This is a genomic window from Gluconobacter potus, from assembly GCF_015244705.1.
GTDB classification, from domain to species: Bacteria; Pseudomonadota; Alphaproteobacteria; order Acetobacterales; family Acetobacteraceae; genus Gluconobacter; species Gluconobacter potus.
In genome coordinates this window covers 1-16,677 of record NZ_JABCQF010000015.1, presented here as the reverse complement: position 1 = coordinate 16,677, position 16,677 = coordinate 1, and the positions used below count along the sequence as shown (strand labels likewise).

Here is a 16,677-nt window from a genome sequence, read left to right as displayed (position 1 = left end):
CATGGACACACGTTTTCTCGAAAGTTTCCTGATCGTCATCGAGCAGGGTTCGCTGGCTGCAGCAGCACGACAGCTTCGCCTTACGCCAGCCAGCGTTGCCCAGCGCATCCGCACGCTTGAAGACGAAATCGGCTGTGCCATCGTGCAAAGAGACGGGCGCAACGTCCGTCCGACGGAACAAGGCCTGGCCATCATCGAACAGAGCCGTGCGATCATAACGAGCGTACGCGACCTGTGTGCCATCGCCGCCAGCGATACCCCGGTCGGAAAACTTCAGATCGGCGCCATATCCAGCGCGGCGAACGGCCTCCTACCTCCCTATCTCAAGCTTTTTTTCGAATGTTTCCCGGACATTGAACTGCATATCACGCCGGGTTCATCGTCCGGCCTGCACAACGCCGTTCTGGACGGCAATATTGACGCCGCCTTCATTGTTGAGCCTCCATTTGAAATTCCCAAGACCTGTGTCTGGCAGACCTTGCGCTCTGAACCACTGGTCGTACTGGCGCAGGAGCAGATATCTGAAACAGATCCACACGAAATTCTGCGAAACCACCCTTTTATCCGCTATGACCGCAACCAGTGGGGGGGGCGCCTTGCTGATGAATATCTGCGAAAATCGGGAATCTGGCCGCATGAGCGTCTCGAACTCGACTCCCTTGATGCCATCGCCATCATCGTCAATCAGGGAACAGGCGTCTCACTCGTCCCTGACTGGGCCCTTCCGTGGCCGGCAGACGTCCATCTCCAGAAAATTCCGCTCCCTACTCCGGCTCCATGCCGAAATCTTGGTTTCCTCATGCCGCGCAATTCACCGCGACGACGGCTGGTCAATCGCCTGCTAGAAATTCTGCAGACGCCACTACCGTCTCCATGAAAGAGAATTCTGGCAGACGGAAACAAAACATGATTTTTATATGCCAAGAAGATGAAAAAACCGTCAAAAGAACAGGCAACCTGCAACTGGACAGACCATCAATCTTCTATAACCATATTTCCAAAGAGCGTCTTCGCTCAAAAATAACTGCTTTTCCGGACTGTTTTGATGAAAATCTGCCTCACGGGTGACAGTATTCTTTTTCGGCAACTCAACAGCCGAACTGATCCCAAAATTTCTCCACTCTTCGACATGATCCGTTCCTGCGACGTCTCCTTCACCAATCTGGAACTGGTCCCGAATGACTTCGCGGGTGATCCGGCACTGGACATGGGCGGCACCCATTTCGGAGCTTCCTCCTGGGTGCTGGATGAACTGAGCGAAGCCGGATTTGACCTTTTTGCCGCGGCCACCAACCATTCCCTGGATTACAGCATCTCGGGTCTGCGCAAGACACTCGAAGAACTGAACAGCCGGAAACTGCGTTACGCCGGCATCGGCACCCATCTGGAAGAGGCTCGCCGTCCGACCTATTTCACCCACCCTACGGGCACAGTCGCAATGCTCTCCTGTACGTCCACTTTCGCCAGAGGACAGGAAGCGGCACTGCAGACTGCCATGATGCAGGGACGCCCCGGTGTAAATCCACTCCGTTACAGCACCATGCATCATGTTTCTGAAGAAGAAATGATCTCACTTCGGAACATCTACCAGAAACTTGGTTTACAGCGCGTCAAGGACGACAAGATCCAGCTGGGTTTTGGCTTTCCAGCTCCCGAAGGTGTCCTTGCTTTTGAGAACCTGAATTTCCGGACTGCCGACGAGACGAAAGTCGTTACCACGCCCAATGCAACGGATATCGAGGCGATCAGACGCTGGATCGCTGAAGCCCGTATGGTGTCCGACATAGTGATCCTGAGCATCCATGCCCATGAAAGCGGCTATAACGACAAAGGCCAGCTCGATGTCGAAATCCCGGCCGATTTCCTCGTCACCGCCGCGCGTCAGGCAATCGATGCCGGCGCGGATATTGTCGCCTGTCATGGACCGCACCTGTTGCGTGGCATGGAAATCCATAACGGCAAGCCAATTTTCTACAGTCTGGGCAATTTCATCGGCCAGAATGAGCTCGTGGAACGCCTGCCGGTGGAATCCTATCTGGCGAACCGTGTAAGCCCGGATCTGACTCCTCATAAGCTCTACAAGGCTCGCAGCAATAACGATGCCAAGGGCTTTCCGGCCGAGACGCGCTTCTGGGAAACGGTCATGCCGATTGGAACCTGCGAGAATGGCAAACTGGAGCGTCTGGAAATCCATCCGATCACGCTCAGCCTCAGCCCGGCCGCGCATGTGCGCGGGGTTCCCTCTCTGGCGCACGGGGACGAAGGACGGCAGATCCTGGAAAAATTCGCAGCCCTGTCAGTTCCCTTTGGAACCACGCTCAAAATGGATGGGACCAGCGACGCTCCTGTTCTTCTGTGGCAGGCCGAATCCTGAACGGAACTCAGGAATTCCACGGCTCAGGGGGGACATTATCCCGGGATGCCTCATCCAGATACCGGATCAGCGCTTCCCGTCCCTCCGCCATATGACCGCGCAGAGTCATGACCCCCACTTCGCGGGCTATCCGGTGCTCCCCTAAAGGCAGGACGCGGATATTGGGGACGACGCTGACCGCGAAAATATAGGGAACAATCGAACACCCCATATTGTTAGCCACCATCTGCAGGATCGTGTGAAGTTCTTCCGTTTCAACGACCTGACGCGGAGCAATTCCCTGTGCTTTCAGGAACCGGTCCAGAGTGCGCCCCCCGAAAGAACGGCTATCGTACCGGATGAAAGGCTGCGTCTGCAGGATCTGACGCCAGTTCTCGTGCTCCGTATGGGCGGGCACCACCATGACATAGGTCTGCCTGACAAGAGGGTGCCACTGCATGTCCGGCATCAGGCCAAAGGGCGGGCGTACGATCAGTGCAGCATCCAGTTCCCCTGCATCGAGACGGTCCAGAAGAACCATTGAGAGCCCGGGAACGATTCGGACTTTCAGATCCGGAAGCTCCAGATGCAACCTTGCAATGGCGGGGGCCAGCAGGCTCGTCTGAACCGTGGAAATCGCTCCGATACGCAGGGGTACGCTGTCTGTCGGGGGGCGTCTCAAACCTCGGAGCGCCTCGAAGGAAGAGAGAATATCCTCGACCTGACTCAGAATCGCGTTTCCCGCAGAAGTCAGCGTCACAGACCTGCCAGTACGCTCAAAGAGATCATAGCCAAGTTCTTCTTCCAGCCGACGTATCTGGGCACTGATTGCCGACTGGGTCAGACCGATTACCTTGGCTGCGGAGGCAAAGCTCTCCGTCTGTGCTGCAATAATGAATGTTCTGAGTTCAGGAATCATGGTCTGACAGACATAAAAAATTCTTCTTACAACAAGAATGCGACATTTTTTTTTGCCATTCAAGATACCCCCACCTGTATATCCTGAGATAAGGTCCCCTTTCTCAACGACGAAATGATAATTTTCCCTTAGGAAAATCTAAAAATTCCTTAGAGCCATTTCCAAAAAGCAACATTTTAGTTGCCGTTCCGTTATATGTGTGATTTGCTCATGAAAAGCATATATTTCTGACTATCCCGCCGCTCCCGGCCGGAAAAGGGGATGCCCATGAGCAAGCGTTTCGGACCCAAGGCTTTCCTGATGGGCGGTGCTGCCCTGAGCACGCTCGTATCACTTTGTCCGCCCGTTTCGGGTTCATCCGCACTGGCTAAAACACCGACGCATTCCACCACGAAGTCTCACAGACATCCGGTGGCACCTGCGCCGAAAATCACGACAGGCCACACGCAGTCCGCCGCCCGCCGGACTTCAATCATCTCACGATCCGGGCCGGAAGAAATGCGCGTCACGGGCACGACGCCCACCGGGCAGTCGGTGATGAACCCGTCGACGCCGGTTCACGGCACCACTCAGGTCACGGTCGTGTCCGGCAGCCAGCTTCTTGCCACCGGCCAGACAAACGTCATGCAGGCGCTGGCCCAGGCGTCCGCGTCCATCACCTCGCCGCCCCAGTCCGGCGTCGGCAACAGCGGCTTTATCCAGACCATGCAGCTTCGGGGACAATCGGCCGATGACACGCTGATTCTCGTCAACGGACATCGCCGCCATATCGGCGCAAACTTCAATGCCAATGCGGGTCCGAACTGGGGCACTGAGCCGACGGATATTTCGCTGATCCCGATTTCGGCTATCGACCACATCGAAGTCATTACAGAAGGCGCATCGGCCCTTTACGGTCAGGACGCACTGGCGGGTGCGGTCAATATCGTCCTCAAACAGAGAACGCATGGCGGTTCCATCAACTTCCAGAACAGCGGCTTCTACGCCGGCGACGGACAGGCGCTGAACGGGTATGCGGATTGGGCCACAGCACTTGGCAAAAGCGGTGGCTATCTCGATCTCGCGGCGCAGGTCACCCACCAGCTTCCCACCAACCGCAGCGGCCTTTTCGTGGGGCAGCTTTATCCGACAGGGGATTCCCGCGAAGAAACAGCCAATCGCGATGTGCAGCGTGGCCTCGGGATTCCGAAGTCCACACTGGAAACCCTGAGCGAGAACATGTCGGTCCCGCTGGGAGAAAATCTGGATCTCTACAGCACGTCGACCTTCAGTCATCGCAAGGCCCACGTGGCCGAGACCTATCGAAGCGCCGGCAACAGCCTGACCAATATCGATCTGTGGCCCAACGGTGACCAGCCCTATATCGGCATGGACCAGTACGACTTCGAAACCGATAATGGCATCAAGGCCCGCAAGTTCGGCTTCGCCTGGGACGCCTATGTCAATTATGGTCGTGACGATCAGGCCTACTCGACCCTCGACAGCAACAACATCTCGCTTGGTGATGCCAGCCCGCGTGATTTCTATGACGGCAAGACCATAACATCCGAGCTTTCCACCGGCCTGCGCGGGTCCCGCTCTTTCCACACGTCATGGCTTCCAAAGCCGATTTCCCTGCGCTTCGGTGGAGAATACCGGCGTGACACCTTCCAGATGACGGGTGGTGACGAGGATTCCTGGATCGGCCTTGGTGCAACGGATCATGCCGGTAACGTGCCGCTGGCCGTCACGAACCGCGGGCGTGATATCTATGACGGCAACGTCAACCTGGATTTCTACGTTACGAAAAAATGGGAATGGTCCCTCGGTGGTCGCGCCACGAGCTACAGCCATCTTGCCACCGTCACCACAGGGTCGATCGGAACGCGTTACAACTTCAACAAGCACTGGGCCATCCGCGCCAGCATCAACACCGGCTATCGTCCGCCAACGCTGGGGCAGACCTATTATTTCTATAACGCGCCCTTCGCCACCTACGCCGTGGACCAGCTTCCCAACAGCAGCGCCGCCGCAAAGGCGCTCGGCGCAGGACACATCAAGGGCGAATATTCCCGCAACTACAGCATCGGCATCGACGCCACGCCCCTCAAGGACTGGAACGTCACCGCGAACCTGTATTACATCGCGATCAATGACCGTCTGGCCAGCACCACGACCCTGGGCGGCACCGGCGTGGCTGACATTCTCGCCGCCTCTGGCCTGAACAACGTCACCTATGCGTCATACTATACCAACCCCGTCAATACCCAGACCTATGGCGGCGACGTCGACACCAACTACACGCTGCACACCAAACGCGCCGGCACCTTCCGGTTCGACTTCACATTCAACTACTCCGACAACGAAATCCGCAGCCGCAACAAGACTCCTTCCGTTCTGGCGAACATGGGCCTGTCCACGTTCAACACCTATGCCGAAGAGATGCTCCTGCATTCCGCGCCCAAGAACCGCGAAAACCTTACGGTCAACTGGAACTACGGCAAGTGGAACGTCATGGTGCAGGAGCAGCGTTACGGTTCCATCATCTTCCTCGCAAGCCCGACAGCGGCTCCGATGGAGCAGCGCCCGGCGTTCCTGACCAACATGTCCGTCAGCTACAAGATCCTGCCGAAATGGAGCGTCACTGTAGGCGCAAACAACCTGGGCAACAAATATCCGACCCGCGTTCCCAAGGCCACGGCAGCCCCGCTCTTCAATGAATACAAATATGCCTACTACTCGCCTTACGGTTTCAACGGAGGCATGTATTATATCCAGACCGGGCTGACCTTCTGAGACTTAACGGAAAAAGGCGCAGTTTCTTGCAGACAGTTTCCCAGACGGTTCCAGAAGATCGCCGGCCTTTCCGGTTCGTCATATACGCCCTGACCATCGCCATGTGCGTGATCTGTTACGGAGACCGGGCTGCCCTTTCCGTGGGCATGCCCCAGATTGCCCACGAATTTGCTCTGACACCCGGGGAAACGGGCTGGGTCCTGTCCAGCTTCCTCTGGTCCTATTTCATTCTTAATCTTCCCGGAGCGATCCTTCTGGACCGCTTCGGGGTTCGCATCATCGGTGCGGCAGCGGTCGCGCTGTGGTCGATCGCCATGATCCTCGGCAGCCTGACCGCCACCGTCCCCGCCTTCATTGCGACCCGTATCCTTCTGGGCGTCGGTGAAGCCCCGACTTTCGCTCTTGGAAACAAGGTTGTCCGGGCCTGGGCCCCCTTACATGAACGCGGCCTCATGATGACGGCGTTCATCTGCGGCATTCCCATCGGACTGGCCTGCGGCGCCGCATCGGGGGGATGGCTCATTGCCCATTATGGCTGGCGCCCGGCTTTCTCGCTGCTGGGCGCTCTGGGGCTGGTCTGGTCCGCCATCTGGCTTCTGACCCATCCCCGCCCGGCCCGCGGCCCGGCTGCCACACCCTTCGCCCTGATTTCCGTGCCGACCCTGTTTCGCTCGGCGGCCTTCTGGGGCATCGTGATTGCACAGTGCTGCGCGAATTACGCCAATTTCCTGCTGATGTCCTGGCTGCCGATCATCATGCGCCAGACACTGCATCTGGATCTTGCGCAGTCCGGAGCCTACACGGCCTACTGTTATGTCGGCGCCGCCATCATCTCGATCACGGCAGGAAAGATTGGCGAGACACTCGTACGGCGGTCCGACCTGTCTCAGGGGAGCCGCCGCAAGGTTGTCTGTCTGTATCTCGTACTGGCATCGTCCATGGGATTCCTGCCCCTGTGCACCAGTGCGGGGACCATTATCCCGCTCCTCGCCATATCCATGGCCTTTATGGCAGGCGGAACGGGAGCAAACATGGCCCTTCTGGCAGACCTGTTGGTAGAAGATGAAATCCTCGGCTCCGTGACTGGCCTGACGCTGACTTTTTCCAACGGGCTCGGCATCCTGGCCCCCGTCATGACGGGCTATCTGCTGGAAGCCACCGGCAATTTCCACGGGGTCTTCTACATCACGGGCCTGATCATCCTGTGCGGCGCCCTCGCCGCGGCCCTTCTTCCACGGCGTCCGTTCCATGGTCGCCTCCAGCCGGATCACACTCCATGACCCGCATTCATATGGCAGGCGCGGGCGGCCTTCTCCTTGATGCTGCCGACGGCGCTTTCAACGACATGACACAACGCCGCATCTGGGCCACCAGCCGCGAGTTGAACGTGCGAGCGGACATCGTCCAGACCATCCCCGGTGTGAACAACCTCCTCGTCATGTTCGACGCCGTCGAAACCGATCCTGCCACCATGGAAACCCTGCTGCGGGACGTGTGGACGCAGGCTTCGGCCGATGAGATCCCCACCCGCGAGATCGTGGTGCCCGTTATTTATGGTGGCACGTTCGGCGAGGATCTGGCCCTCGTGGCCCGCTTCGCCAACCTGACGGAAGAAGAAACCATCGAAGTCCATGTGGCCGGGCGTTATAGCGTGGCTGCCATCGGCGCCATGGCCGGCTTCGTCTACCTGACCGGGCTTGATTCCCGGCTGGCCGTTCCCCGACGGGATTCCCCGCGCCTGCGCGTCGAGAAAGGGGCCGTGGTCATTGGCGGCGGCCATGCCGGGATGATGCCCTGCACCTCGCCATCAGGCTGGCATATCCTTGGCCGGACGGATCTCTGCCTTTTTGATGCCTTCCGTCCCGAACCCGGTCTTCTGCGGCTGGGCGACACCGTCCGTTTCGTGAGGGCCTCATGATCGAAATCCTGACAGGCTCCTCCCTCAACACGATTCAGGATTTTGGCCGCCGCCATGCGATGGCCATGGGCGTGGCCCAGGGGGGCGCCATGGACCGTCTGGCGCTGAGCCACGGCAATCTGTTACTCGACAATCCGGTGGATGCCGCCGGGATCGAAATCGTGTTCTTTCCCTTCCGTGTGCGCTTTCACGCCGGGATGTCCTTTGCCGTCACCGGGGCGGACTGCCCCGTTACGCTGGACGACCTGCAACTCCCGCGTGACTGGGCCATCACCGCCCGCCCCGGACAGACACTGACCATCCGTGCACCACGACAGGGCGCCAGAGCCTATCTGACGGTGCGGGGCGGTCTGGATGTTCCCGCCGTTCTGGGCGCGCGTTCAACAGATCTGAAGGGTAGTTTCGGGGGGCTTGAAGGCCGGGCGCTCCAGAAAGGAGACCGTCTTGCCTGTGTGACGGCCACCAGCATCCGCCTGCCTGCCGCTGGATACGGCCTCTCCCGTCCCTGCCCGCTTCCTCCTGCCGAGGGAACACAGGTCCGCGTCCTGCCTGCCGCCGAGCATGACATCTTCACGCCTGAAAGCCTGAAGACCTTGCAGACGGCAGCCTGGATCCTGACGCCCAGCGCCAACCGGATGGGATACCGTCTGCAAGGGCAGGACGCACTGGCACTGACGCGCCCTCTGAGCCTGTTTTCCCACGGTATCCTGCCTGGGACGGTTCAGGTTCCACCAGCGGGGCAGCCCATCATCCAGATGATGGATGCCAATACCTGCGGCGGTTATCCCAAGATTGCCACCGTCATAGAGCCGGATCTGCGCCTGCTGTCCCAGACCGTCGTCGGCACCCCGGTCCATTTCCGGGACATCACGCGCGATGATGCAGTTCAGGCCATCCGTCAGGATGCCTCGGACCTGCGGACACTGGCGGCGGAGATTTCGAAGCTCCGCACGCAACTCGTTTTCTGATGCCCCATCCTGTTTTTCATATCCGGGAGTTCTGACACCATGACCGCCAAGACAATCGATCTGAACGCCGATCTGGGCGAGAGCTTCGGCCATTACACGATGGGCAATGACAGCGCGATGCTGGACATCGTGACTTCCGCCAACGTCGCCTGCGGCTTTCATGGCGGCGATCCGGAAGTCATGGCCGAAACCTTCCGCATCGCGCGCGAAAAGGGCGTGTCCGTCGGCTCCCATCCGGGCTTCCCGGATCTGTGGGGCTTCGGACGACGCGTCATGCCTTTCACGCCTGCACAGATCGAACGGATCGTGGCCTACCAGATGGGCGCGGCACAGGCGCTCGCCACCTATTCCGGTCATCGCATGACCTACATGAAAACCCATGGCGCCCTGGGCAATCTGACGGAACGCGATCCCGCCGTTGCTGAAGCCATCGTCAATGCGGTCAAGGCCGTCGATCCGAACCTTCCCATCATGGCCATCGCCCTGAGCCATCTTGAACGTATCGGACGCGAGCGGGGCCTGACTGTGTTTTCGGAAATTTTCGCGGACCGTGCCTATACGGAAGACGGGCATCTCGTATCGCGCAAGGAGCCGGGTGCCGTCCTGCATGATGCCGAATTCGCAGCCGCCCGCGCAGTGCGGATGGTCCAGAACGGCGCCATCGAGACCATCACCGGAAAAATGCTGCCGACACGCATCGATACGATCTGCGTGCATGGCGACAATGCGGAATCCGTGGACGTGGCCCGCAAGGTTCGCGCGGGCTTCGAAGCCGCCGGCATTGCCCTGCGCGCCCTGACCTGAAGCAGACCGGAAGACGGACCGTCCCCATGATCCCCGATCTCAAGACCCTCGATGCCCTGATGGCCCGGATGCAGGCGCTGGGCATTACCGAACTCGACTATTCCCGCGACGGCGAGCACATCCGTCTGGTGCGCGGGGAACAGGATAGCCGCCCGCAGGCGACCGGCACCCCTCCAGCAGTCGCAGCTCCCTCGCTTCCGGCGACCGAAACAGCCCCGGCCTCATCCAGTGCCGAGACGACAATCGAAGCCCCGATGCACGGCCAGTTCTATGCCTCGCCAGCCCCGGATGCGCCGCCTTTCGTCAAGCCGGGCGACATCGTGGCGGAAGGACAGCCGCTCTATATCCTCGAAGTCATGAAGACGCTCTCGCGTATCGAGGCCGAGTTTCCCTGCCGCATCCTCGCTGTTCTGGCCGCAAACGCAGACGCGGTTTCCCCCGGAACCCCCCTCTTCACCGTGGAGCCGCTCGATGCGTGAGCCGCGCCGGGTCCTGATTGCCAATCGCGGTGAGATCGCCCTGCGCATCACGCGGGCCTGCCGTCTGCTCGGACTACACAGCATCGGCATCCATTCCGAAGCCGACGCCAGCCTCGCCCATCTGCGCCTCGTGGATGAAACGATCTGCATCGGCCCGGCCGCCGCCTCGCACAGCTATCTGGACGCCGCCCGTGTCCTGCGTGCCGCCGAACTCACGAACGCCGACATCATCCATCCCGGCTACGGCTTCCTGTCCGAAAACGCCGATTTCGCCGAGGCTGTGGAACAGTCCGGCCGCACGTTGGCAGGTCCGACCGCCGCTATCATGCGCCTGATGGGTGACAAGATCAGCGCCAAACAGCAGATGCGCCGCTCAGGCGTCCCGTGCCTTCCCGGCACGGAAGACGCCCTGCCGACCGACCTCTCCGAAGCGCAGACCATCTGCGATGCCATCGGCTACCCGCTGATCGTCAAGGCGGCCGGCGGCGGCGGCGGGCGCGGGATGCGCGTGGTGATGGCCGCAGCCGATCTGCGCGGTGCCATTGAAACAGCACGGGAAGAAGCCGGACGAGCCTTCGGCAACCCTTCCGTCTACGCCGAACGCTTCCTCCAGCATCCCCGCCATATCGAGATCCAGGTCCTGGCCGACCGGCAGGGCAATGCCGTCTGGCTCGGCGCAAGGGACTGCTCCATCCAGCGGCGCCACCAGAAGCTGATCGAGGAAGCCCCGGCCATAGGCATCTACCCGCAGGCCATTGCCGAACTGGGCGAGCGCTGTGCGAAAGCCTGCACTCTGATGGGCTACACGGGGGCGGGCACGTTCGAGTTCCTGTACGAAGACGGCGCATTTTCCTTCATCGAGATGAACACCCGCCTTCAGGTCGAACACCCCGTCACGGAAATGACGACCGGCATCGACATCGTCCGTGAACAGCTCCTCATCGCGATGGGACAGCCGCTTTCCTTCACACAAGCCGATATCCGCACGCAAGGCCACGCCATCGAGTGCCGCATCAATGCCGAAGATCCCGAAAGCTTCCGTCCGGCCCCCGGAAAAGTCGCAAGCTGGCGCGCCCCCGGCGGCCCCGGCGTGCGCGTCGATACGCATCTGTATGACGGCTACGTCGTGCCCCCGAATTACGACTCCCTGATCGCCAAGCTGATCGTCCACGGCACGGACCGCACGGATGCGCTCAACCGCATGCATGCGGCCCTTTCGGAAATGCAGATCACCGGCATCGCCACGACCACGCCCCTGCATCTGCGCCTGATGAACGAGCCCGGCGTCCGCGAAGGCAGCGTCAGTGTGCACTATCTCGAAGCCCTCATGCGAAAGTCCACCCCATGACTTTTCTTGAAGACCTTCTGAACGACCTCCCCGGTCTGGTTGGCCGGATGAGACATCACGATATCCGTCATGTCACCCTAAAAGACGGGACGAGCACGCTTGCCCTGACCATAACGGCGAACCCGTGCCAGATACCTCAGGCACAACCTGTTGCACCAATTGCAAAGTCGGAAGACACACCTGTTCTCAGCCCCGAAATGGGCCTCTTCCGGCAACACGGTCTGAGCGACAGTCAGACGGTCCGAGCCGGGGAGATCGTGGGATTTGTCGAGGCGGGTGTCCTCCGTCTTGCTGTTACGGCCACGGCGAATGGCACGCTCGGCCGGGCACTGGTCGGGGATGGCAGCGTCGTGGGCTATCATGACGTGCTCTTCCGGATTCACCCGGATGGCTGAGACGCTGCGTTCAGAGGGATGCGGCGGACCGCGACGCCTGTTCGTAAAAGCCCGTCAGGACACGCAGCGCCTTGGCGACCTCGGCAATCGTGACATCCCCGACTTCCCGGTTCTGGGGGATATGCTCCAGCAGGCAGATCCGGCGCAGACGGGCATATTCCATGCAGGCTTCCCGGCCTTTCTGCGTGGTGCTGACGAAGACTTCCTTGCCGTGACGCCGCCGCTGGATCAGCCCGTGCTCGTCCAGCTTCTTCAGCGCGTAGTTCAGGTAATGCCGTTCGGACAGGTTGAGGGTGAACATCAGGTCCGAGATGCTTTTTTCCCGGTTCCGATGCGTGACGCTGTGAAGAATGAGCGTGTCGAGCGCCGAAAGATCCGGCAGTCCCGCCGCCGCCATGCCACGCGACATCCAGCGATGAAACGCATGGTTCACGACCGTCAGGGCAAACTCGAATTCACTCAGGTCTTCGTTCCCTGGCAACGCCAGATGCGACGAAGACACGATGAAGGCCCGTTCCATATCCGCAACATCCGGCATGACTGGCATGCGGCTCTCGCCTTTCGCGTCCTTCATGGCCCTTTTCACTCTCCTTCAGTCCGCGCCCTCCCGGGGCGCTCCACGATACTCTAACCCGATACGGAAAACATAGGCATGGTCGACAGTACACAAATCCGTCTCGCCGCTGATATCGGTGGCACGTTCACGGATGTGGTTCTACAGACACCGCAGGAGCGTCTGACACGCAAGGTCCTTACGACGCCCAGCGCACCGGAACAGGGCGTCATGGATGGCATAGGGCTCGTGATCCAGGACGCGAGCCTGCAGTTTCCCGACGTGACAGTCTTCGTGCACGGCACGACGCTGGCGACCAATGCGATCATCGAACGCCGGGGCGCCCGCACGGCCCTCATCGGAACGCAGGGATTTCGGGACATTCTGGAAATCGGCACCGAAAGCCGCTTCAATCAGTATGACCTGATGCTGCAGAAACCCAGCCCGCTCGTCTCCCGCGACCTGCGCTTTACCGTTCCCGAACGCATGGATGCCCGCGGCACGGTCCAGCTTCCGCTCGATGAAGCAGCCGTGCTGGCGCTTGTGCCCCGGCTGCGGGAAGCCGGGGTCGAAAGCATCGCCGTTGCGTTCCTCCATGCCTATGCCAACCCGGCGCATGAACAGCGCGTTCGAGCACTCCTTCAGGAAGCCCTGCCGGACGTCACAATCTCCATTTCAAGTGAGGTCTGTCCCGAAATCCGGGAATATGAACGTACCTCGACCACGGTTGCCAATGCCTATGTGCAACCCCTGATGGCGGGCTATCTGGGGCGCCTGCGCGAGGCTCTTAATGCAAAGGGTTTTCAGGGCGCGCTGTATCTCGTCACGTCAGGCGGCGGTCTCACCGCACTTGAAACGGCCCGGCAGTTTCCTGTGCGTCTGGTGGAATCCGGGCCGGCCGGTGGTGCGATCTTCGCCGCACAATGCGCCGAGCGTCTGGGCGAGAACCGCGTCCTGTCCTTCGATATGGGCGGCACGACCGCCAAAGTCTGCCTGATCGAAGATGGCGAGCCCGCCTCATCCCGTTTCTTCGAAGTGGACCGCACGGCCCGCTTCATGAAAGGGTCCGGCCTGCCCCTGCGGATCCCCGTGATCGAAATGGTCGAGATCGGCGCTGGTGGTGGGTCAATCGCCCATCTGGACGCCATGAAACGCGTGGTCGTCGGACCGGAAAGCGCATCTTCCGTTCCCGGCCCAGCCTGTTACGGGCTCGGAGGCAAACGCCCCGCGGTCACGGACGCAGACGTGATGCTTGGCCTGATCCGTCCGGAAAACTTCGCGGGCGGCAGTATCCAGCTCCAGCCGGACCGCTCGGCCGAAGCCCTTCTGGCCGATATCGGCACCCCGCTGGGCCTGTCAGCGGAAATGTCGGCCCATGCGGTCTATGAAATCGTCTGCGAAAACATGGCCAGCGCCGCCCGCGTGCATGCCGCCGAACGCGGCGCCGTCATCGGCGACCACACCATGATCGCCTTCGGGGGCGCGGCCCCGCTCCATGCCGCGCGTGTCGCGGAAAAACTCGGCATCCAGCGCCTGGTCATCCCATCAAACGCCGGTGTCGGCTCGGCCGTGGGCTTTCTCGCAGCCCCGGTCTCGTTCGAGCTGGTCCGTTCTTTCCCCATGCGCCTGGACGACAGCTTCAATTCAGAAGAGGTCTCGGCCCTGCTGGATGACATGACGCAGGCCGCGCACGGGCTGGTTCAGGACGATGCCCGGACCGAAACGCTTCACACCCGGCGCAGCGCCTTCATGCGCTATGTCGGCCAGGGGCACGAAATCATCGTAACACTTCCGGAAGGCGCCATCAGCAGCGACCATCTCTCCGCCCTCCGGGGAGCCTTCGAGGCCGAATATGCCCGACAATTTGCGCGCGTCATCCCACATGCCGCCGTCGAAATCCTCAACTGGTCCGTCAGCGTGTCCACCACGCCGCAGAAATACCCGCCCTTTGAGGCTGCCCCGGCCCTGCACGACGCAAAATCCGGCGACATCCGCAAGCTGTTCGACGGCGCAACCGGCACTCATGTCGATCTGCCGGTTTATGAACGCACGGACATGGGACCGGGCAGCCGCATTTCCGGGCCGGCCCTGATCGCCGAGAAAGAAACAACAACCTACGTTTCCTCCCGCTACAACGCCCATCTGGACGGAAGCGGCAACATCATTCTGGACATGAAGGACGCCGTCTGATGAGCGCACACTCCCATAAGGAAATCGATTTCCAGATCATGTGGAACCGCCTGATCGCCGTCGTCGGCGAACAGGCCCAGGTGCTGATCCGCACGGCGTTCAGCCCCATCGTCCGCGAATGCGAGGACATTTCGGCCGGCATCTTCGACCTGAAGGGCCGGATGATCGCGCAGGCCGTGACCGGCACACCCGGCCACGTTAATTCCATGGCGGAGTCCGTCGGCCATTTCCTGCGCCACTTCCCGATCTCGACCATGAAGGAAGGCGACGCCTACATCACGAATGACCCGTGGATGGGAACCGGACATCTCAACGATTTCGTCATCACCACCCCGGCGTTCCACAAGGGTCGCCTGGTCGGACTGTTTTCCTGCACCAGCCACCTGATGGATATCGGCGGACTGGGCAACGGACCGGAAGCGACGGACGTTTTCATGGAGGGCCTGTCGATCCCCATGCTGAAACTGATCGATCAGGGACAGGTCAACGAGACGCTGATGGCCATGATCCGCGCCAACACCCGCCTGCCGGTGGACACGGAAGGCGACACCTACTCCCTGGCCGCCTGCAACGATGTCGGTGTCCGCGCATTGTGCGACATGATGGACGAATTCCGGCTCGACAGCCTCGACCCGCTGGCCGATTTCATCATCGAACGCTCCCGTCAGGCCGTTCTGGACAAGATCGCGGCCCTTCCGCAGGGCACCTGGTCCCATGACATGACCATCGACGGCTATAATGCGCCGCTCACGCTCAAGGCAAAGCTCACGGTCGGCGATGACCATGTCAGCGTCAGCTATGACGGCTCACCCCCAGCCGTGGGACGCGGCATCAATGTTCCGATGGCCTATACGCGGGCCTATACGGTTTTCGGACTGGCCTGCGCGATCTCGCCCGATGTTCCCAACAATGCAGGCTCCCTGGCGCCCTATCATGTCGAAGCGCCAGAGGGTTCCGTTCTGAACGCCCTGCGTCCTGCCCCCGTCTCCTCACGCCATGTTATCGGACAGATGCTGCCGGACATGGTGTTTGGATGCCTGCGCACGCCTCTTCCCGACAGGGTCCCGGCGGAAGGAACATCCTGCCTGTGGAACATTGCGGTCCGGGGTCAATGGCTGCCCAAAGGGGCCACAACACCGCAGACCTATGCCCTCGCCATCACCACGAACGGCGGTACTGGCGCACGTCCGGGCCTGAACGGCCTGTCGGCAACGGCTTTTCCGTCAGGAGTGCATGGCACCCCGGTGGAAATCGCGGAGATCCAGTGCCCGCTTCTCTTCTGGGAAAAGGAACTGCGCGAAAACAGCGGCGGTCAGGGGCAGACCAGAGGCGGCGACGGGCAGATCATGCGTATCGGTACGACCCAGGAACGGCCATTTGAACTGCTGGCGGCGTTTGACCGCGTCGATCACCCGGCTCGTGGAGCGCTCGGGGGCCATGATGGTGCCGCAGGCCGCGTTGAGACGGCATCGGGTCGGAAACTCGCCGGCAAGGGCCTTCAGGTTCTGGAGCCGGACGATGTTCTCGTCCTTATGACGCCGGGCGGCGGCGGACTGGGCGCAGTCTGAAAACGCCACGCGCCCTTCCGTTTCGGGAAGGGCGCGGGTCTTCATCGTTCAGAGACAGTGTGGCGGGGTACGCCCCGCCAGAGCATCCTGAACCTGTGACGCGCACAGCATCGCCATCCGGCGCAGAGCCTGTTCCGTCGTCGCACCGATATGGGGCGTCAGAACGACATTCGGCGCTCCAAGCAGCGGGTCATCCGGCAGCGGAGGCTCGGGGGACATCACGTCCAGACCTGCTCCGCCCAGATGCCCTGCCTTCAGAGCCTCCGCCAGCGCAGGACCGTCCACTTCTCCCCCAAGACTGGTATTGATGAGGATCGCCCCCTGCTTCAGGCGCGACAGGGCCGAAGCGTCAATCGTGGGACGACCACTTCCCTGTGCCGGGCGATGCAGGGAGAGGACATCGGACG

The 16,677-nt window shown here is 60.8% G+C and carries 15 protein-coding genes; 12 read left to right on the top strand and 3 right to left on the bottom strand.

The features are described 5' to 3' along the window. Position 1 precedes the first annotated feature (1 nt). Together HKD31_RS14080 and HKD31_RS14075 are read left to right on the top strand one after the other, a co-directional pair. Entirely contained in the window at positions 2-877 is an 876-nt protein-coding gene (locus tag HKD31_RS14080; protein ID WP_194265567.1) for a LysR family transcriptional regulator, read from the top strand. A gap of 168 nt (positions 878-1,045) precedes the next feature. Further along, positions 1,046-2,374 carry a CapA family protein gene (locus HKD31_RS14075; protein WP_194265568.1) on the top strand — a complete coding sequence of 443 codons (1,329 nt, stop codon included), beginning with the start codon at positions 1,046-1,048 and terminating at the stop codon, positions 2,372-2,374. 7 nt (positions 2,375-2,381) lie between these two features. Here the strand turns inward: HKD31_RS14075 and HKD31_RS14070 are convergent, their stop codons facing one another. Then, positions 2,382-3,272, bottom strand: coding sequence for a LysR substrate-binding domain-containing protein (locus HKD31_RS14070; protein WP_062495557.1), 891 nt, complete (start codon positions 3,270-3,272; stop codon positions 2,382-2,384). A 267-nt stretch (positions 3,273-3,539) separates the two neighbouring features. Here HKD31_RS14070 and HKD31_RS14065 point away from each other — a divergent pair, with 267 nt between their 5' ends. The 8 genes from HKD31_RS14065 to HKD31_RS14030 are packed head-to-tail and all read left to right on the top strand — an operon-like array spanning position 3,540 to position 11,959. Next, complete coding sequence (locus HKD31_RS14065) at positions 3,540-6,047, top strand: TonB-dependent receptor plug domain-containing protein (RefSeq protein ID WP_194265569.1); 2,508 nt, start codon at positions 3,540-3,542, stop codon at positions 6,045-6,047. A 26-nt stretch (positions 6,048-6,073) separates the two neighbouring features. After that, on the top strand, positions 6,074-7,327 hold the full coding sequence (locus HKD31_RS14060) for an MFS transporter (protein ID WP_062495484.1): 1,254 nt from the start codon (positions 6,074-6,076) through the stop codon (positions 7,325-7,327). Beyond that, a complete protein-coding gene (gene pxpB, locus HKD31_RS14055) occupies positions 7,324-7,965 on the top strand; it encodes a 5-oxoprolinase subunit PxpB (RefSeq protein WP_194265570.1) in 642 nt (213 codons plus the stop codon). Before HKD31_RS14060 ends, pxpB begins: the two co-directional genes overlap by 4 nt. Beyond that, positions 7,962-8,933 carry a 5-oxoprolinase subunit C family protein gene (locus HKD31_RS14050; RefSeq protein WP_194265571.1) on the top strand — a complete coding sequence of 324 codons (972 nt, stop codon included), beginning with the start codon at positions 7,962-7,964 and terminating at the stop codon, positions 8,931-8,933. Before pxpB ends, HKD31_RS14050 begins: the two co-directional genes overlap by 4 nt. A gap of 39 nt (positions 8,934-8,972) precedes the next feature. Next, the gene (locus HKD31_RS14045) at positions 8,973-9,737 is read left to right on the top strand and encodes a LamB/YcsF family protein (protein ID WP_194265572.1); all 765 of its coding nucleotides are present in this window, start codon (positions 8,973-8,975) and stop codon (positions 9,735-9,737) included. 26 nt (positions 9,738-9,763) lie between these two features. Then, a complete protein-coding gene (locus HKD31_RS14040; protein ID WP_194265573.1) occupies positions 9,764-10,216 on the top strand; it encodes an acetyl-CoA carboxylase biotin carboxyl carrier protein in 453 nt (150 codons plus the stop codon). Further along, positions 10,209-11,564 (top strand): acetyl-CoA carboxylase biotin carboxylase subunit, encoded by a 1,356-nt coding sequence (gene accC, locus HKD31_RS14035; RefSeq protein WP_194265574.1) that lies wholly within the window; start codon positions 10,209-10,211, stop codon positions 11,562-11,564. Before HKD31_RS14040 ends, accC begins: the two co-directional genes overlap by 8 nt. Further along, positions 11,561-11,959: a hypothetical protein gene (locus HKD31_RS14030; RefSeq protein ID WP_194265575.1), complete on the top strand. Its 399-nt coding sequence runs from the start codon at positions 11,561-11,563 to the stop codon at positions 11,957-11,959. Before accC ends, HKD31_RS14030 begins: the two co-directional genes overlap by 4 nt. Positions 11,960-11,969: 10 nt before the next feature. Here HKD31_RS14030 and HKD31_RS14025 read toward each other — a convergent pair whose 3' ends face one another. Beyond that, positions 11,970-12,533, bottom strand: a complete 564-nt coding sequence (locus HKD31_RS14025; protein ID WP_194265576.1) for a winged helix DNA-binding protein — start codon at positions 12,531-12,533, stop codon at positions 11,970-11,972. A gap of 78 nt (positions 12,534-12,611) precedes the next feature. Between HKD31_RS14025 and HKD31_RS14020 the strand changes: the two genes are divergently transcribed. Continuing rightward, positions 12,612-14,702 (top strand): hydantoinase/oxoprolinase family protein, encoded by a 2,091-nt coding sequence (locus HKD31_RS14020; protein ID WP_194265577.1) that lies wholly within the window; start codon positions 12,612-12,614, stop codon positions 14,700-14,702. Further along, a complete protein-coding gene (locus HKD31_RS14015; protein WP_194265578.1) occupies positions 14,702-16,270 on the top strand; it encodes a hydantoinase B/oxoprolinase family protein in 1,569 nt (522 codons plus the stop codon). Before HKD31_RS14020 ends, HKD31_RS14015 begins: the two co-directional genes overlap by 1 nt. Before the next feature lie 48 nt (positions 16,271-16,318). On the opposite strand, the gene HKD31_RS14010 is transcribed toward HKD31_RS14015, so the two are convergent. After that, positions 16,319-16,677: NAD(P)-dependent oxidoreductase (locus HKD31_RS14010; RefSeq protein WP_276529682.1), on the bottom strand; the 359-nt coding region annotated here is incomplete at its 5' end.

Excerpts from the sequence above, each read along its gene's own strand:
- HKD31_RS14050 (WP_194265571.1), top strand. The coding sequence starts at position 7,962 with ATGATCGAAATCCTGACAGGCTCCTCCCTCAACACGATTCAGGATTTT.
- HKD31_RS14075 (WP_194265568.1), top strand. The coding sequence starts at position 1,046 with ATGAAAATCTGCCTCACGGGTGACAGTATTCTTTTTCGGCAACTCAAC.
- HKD31_RS14045 (WP_194265572.1), top strand. The coding sequence starts at position 8,973 with ATGACCGCCAAGACAATCGATCTGAACGCCGATCTGGGCGAGAGCTTC.
- HKD31_RS14025 (WP_194265576.1), bottom strand. The coding sequence starts at position 12,533 with ATGAAGGACGCGAAAGGCGAGAGCCGCATGCCAGTCATGCCGGATGTT.
- HKD31_RS14065 (WP_194265569.1), top strand. The coding sequence starts at position 3,540 with ATGAGCAAGCGTTTCGGACCCAAGGCTTTCCTGATGGGCGGTGCTGCC.
- HKD31_RS14015 (WP_194265578.1), top strand. The coding sequence starts at position 14,702 with ATGAGCGCACACTCCCATAAGGAAATCGATTTCCAGATCATGTGGAAC.
- HKD31_RS14080 (WP_194265567.1), top strand. The coding sequence starts at position 2 with ATGGACACACGTTTTCTCGAAAGTTTCCTGATCGTCATCGAGCAGGGT.
- accC (WP_194265574.1), top strand. The coding sequence starts at position 10,209 with ATGCGTGAGCCGCGCCGGGTCCTGATTGCCAATCGCGGTGAGATCGCC.
- HKD31_RS14030 (WP_194265575.1), top strand. The coding sequence starts at position 11,561 with ATGACTTTTCTTGAAGACCTTCTGAACGACCTCCCCGGTCTGGTTGGC.
- HKD31_RS14070 (WP_062495557.1), bottom strand. The coding sequence starts at position 3,272 with ATGATTCCTGAACTCAGAACATTCATTATTGCAGCACAGACGGAGAGC.
- pxpB (WP_194265570.1), top strand. The coding sequence starts at position 7,324 with ATGACCCGCATTCATATGGCAGGCGCGGGCGGCCTTCTCCTTGATGCT.
- HKD31_RS14040 (WP_194265573.1), top strand. The coding sequence starts at position 9,764 with ATGATCCCCGATCTCAAGACCCTCGATGCCCTGATGGCCCGGATGCAG.
- HKD31_RS14020 (WP_194265577.1), top strand. The coding sequence starts at position 12,612 with ATGGTCGACAGTACACAAATCCGTCTCGCCGCTGATATCGGTGGCACG.